Genomic DNA, 2,681 nt, shown 5'->3' on the forward strand with positions numbered 1-2,681 from the left:
TGCCATTCGTTCAGCTTGCCCGGTCGCGCGGATGGCAGCGGCCAGACTGCAGCGACCGGCCGGCCCGATCCGGGGCCGGCCGCAGTACGGAGTCCCGCCGGTGGCCGAAGCCGCGTCCGCCCCGTCCGCATCTGCCGCCGGTGCCCGCCGCGCCGGCTGGTTGCGCCAGTCGCGCTTCTGGCTGCTGCTGGCCGCTGCGCTGCTCCTCGCCGGCTCGACCGGGCTTGCGCTGCATCAGCCGCCGCACCCGGATGCCTGGCGCCCGCCACCGGGCTGGCTCGATCCGGCGTTCTGGCGCTGGCCGTTCGAGCGCAACGCCTTCATGCGCCTGCCGCTGCTCGCGGCCCCGATCAACGCGCTGCATGTCGCCGACGACGGCAGGACCTGGCTGCTGACCGGGGCTGGCGAGATCCTGCACATGTCCGGCGACGGCCTGCGCTGGCAGCGGCAGTGGCCGGTGGCGACGCAAGCGCCGGACGCCCGTGCGGCAGGCATCGCCGTCCCGGGCATCGCCGTTGCGCACGCCCAGGCCATGCCACCGCTGAACGGTGCGATCGGCAAGGGCAGCGAGGTGCCGAACCAGGCTGCGCCGCAATCCCCGGCCGCTCCGGCCTATCCGATGCCCGGGACGACCGCACCGGTGCAGCAGACGCCGATGACGGGCGAAGCCCCGCAGCCGCGCGCACCGGCATTGAACGCCCTGCACTTCCTGAGCGACGGGCGCCACGGCTGGGCGGTCGGTGACGCCGGCACGCTGCTCGTGACCGACGATGGCGGCGAACACTGGCAGCGGATCGAACTCGCCGAGGCCGGCGAAAAGGTGCTGCGCAGCATCTGGTTCGTCGATGCGCAATACGGCTGGATCGTCGGCGACGACGGCCTGCGCCTGCGCACGATCGACGGCGGCAGGAGCTGGCAGCCGCCCGGCCCGACGCGCGCGCTGCCGCTGCCGAGACTGAATGCCGTGCGCTTCATCGATCCCCTGCACGGCTGGGCGGCCGGTGAGCAGGGCACGCTGCTCGCGAGCGTCGACGGTGGGGCGAGCTGGCTCACGCTGACGACCGGCACGCAGGCGAGCCTGACCGCGATCGACGTGGTGGCTGGTGGCGACCGGATCAGCGTCGTCGGGCTCGAAGGTACGCTGCTGCAGTTGAGCCTGGCCAAACCGTTCGCGCCGCAGCCGGTGAAGCTCGGCGGCATGAATGCACTCGATGTGCGCTTCGCCGCCGACGGCCGTCGCGGCTGGATCGGCGCTCAGGACGGCTGGCTGCTGGTGACCGACGACGGCGGCCAGCGCTGGCAGCGGCAGCGGTTCGGTGAGGACAACCTGACTGCGCTCGCCGTGTCCGCCGACGGCCGGCAGCAGCGGGTCGGCGCTCGAAGCGGCGTGCTGCAGGCCCGGCTCGACGATGCCCGCTTCGTGGCGCTGACGCGCGGCGGCGAACGGCAGGCGCGCCGGCTGGCGCGCAGCCGTGACGGCCGGCTGTTCCTGCTCGGGCCGTACGGCGATGTGCTCGTCACCGATGCCACCAGCGGCAACTGGCAGCCACTCGTGACCGGCAGCGGACACACCCTGCTCGATGTGTGCCTTGCCGCCGACGGCTTGCGTGGCTGGCTGGTCGGCACGTCCGGCACCTTGCTCGCGACCGCCGACGGGGGGCGCCACTGGCAGCCGCTGGCAAGCGGCACCAAACAGGATTTACGGGCGCTCGACTGCAGCGCCGACGGCCGGCGGGTTTTGGCGGTCGGCCGTAATGGCACAAGCCTCGGAAGCGTCGACGGTGGCGTGAACTGGCAACTGCAGACACTGGACGGCAGTCCCGATCTGGTCGCGCTGCGCTTGTCGGAGGACGGGCTGCAGGGCACGGCAACGGCTGCAGACGGCCGGACGTTGATGACGACCGACGGCGGCACGCACTGGGCGGTCGAACCCGGCGGCAGCGACGGACTGGTCCTGCACCGCGTGCGGGCGACAGGGGATGGCCGTCGCCGCTGGGCGCTGGACCTCGGCGGACGGCTCTGGACCGTCGCGGACGGTGGTACGGGCTGGCAGAAGGTGGCCGGCCTGCCCGACGGCACTTCGGCGCTGTACGACGTGGAAGCGTCGGCCGATGGCCGCAGCCTGTTCGTGGTCGGAGAGAGTGGCACGGTCCTGCGCAGCCTCGACGGCGGCACGACCTGGCAGAAGCCCGACGTCGCGAGCACGCAGTTGCTCTACGGCGTGCGCTTCGCTGCTGACGGTCGCCGTGGCTGGATCGCCGGCGAAGGGCCGGTGCTGCTGACAACCGACGACGGCGGCGAGACCTGGCGCGGCGGCGAGCGCAACACCGATCCGGCGCTGCGCGACTGGCCGGTCTACGCACGCTTTCCGGCGCCGTGGCTGTACCCGGTCTGGGGGCTCGGGCTCGGCCTGCTGCTGCTCGCGGCCCGCAAGCCGCGCGCCGAATACGCACCGGCCGCGTCGATCGGCGATGCGCCGGCCTCCGACAAGCCGCTGGAGCCCGGTGATGCCGATGCGCTGGCCTTCGGGCCGCTGGCGCGCGGGCTCGCGAACTTCCTGCGCAACGAGCACACGCATCCGCCGCTGACCGTCGCGATCACCGGCAACTGGGGTACGGGCAAGAGTTCGCTGATGAACCTGCTGCGCGGCGAACTGGTGCGCTACGGCGTGTGCGCGGTCT

At 72.9% G+C, this 2,681-nt stretch carries 1 protein-coding gene; it reads left to right on the top strand.

The window, feature by feature from the left end:
- Positions 1-100: 100 nt before the first annotated feature.
- Positions 101-2,681, top strand: a 2,581-nt coding sequence (locus tag PKE44_RS06115; protein WP_324549095.1) for a YCF48-related protein, incomplete at its 3' end; no start/stop codon positions are given.

This window comes from Plasticicumulans sp. (genome assembly GCF_035331805.1).
Classification (GTDB): Bacteria; Pseudomonadota; Gammaproteobacteria; order Competibacterales; family Competibacteraceae; genus Plasticicumulans.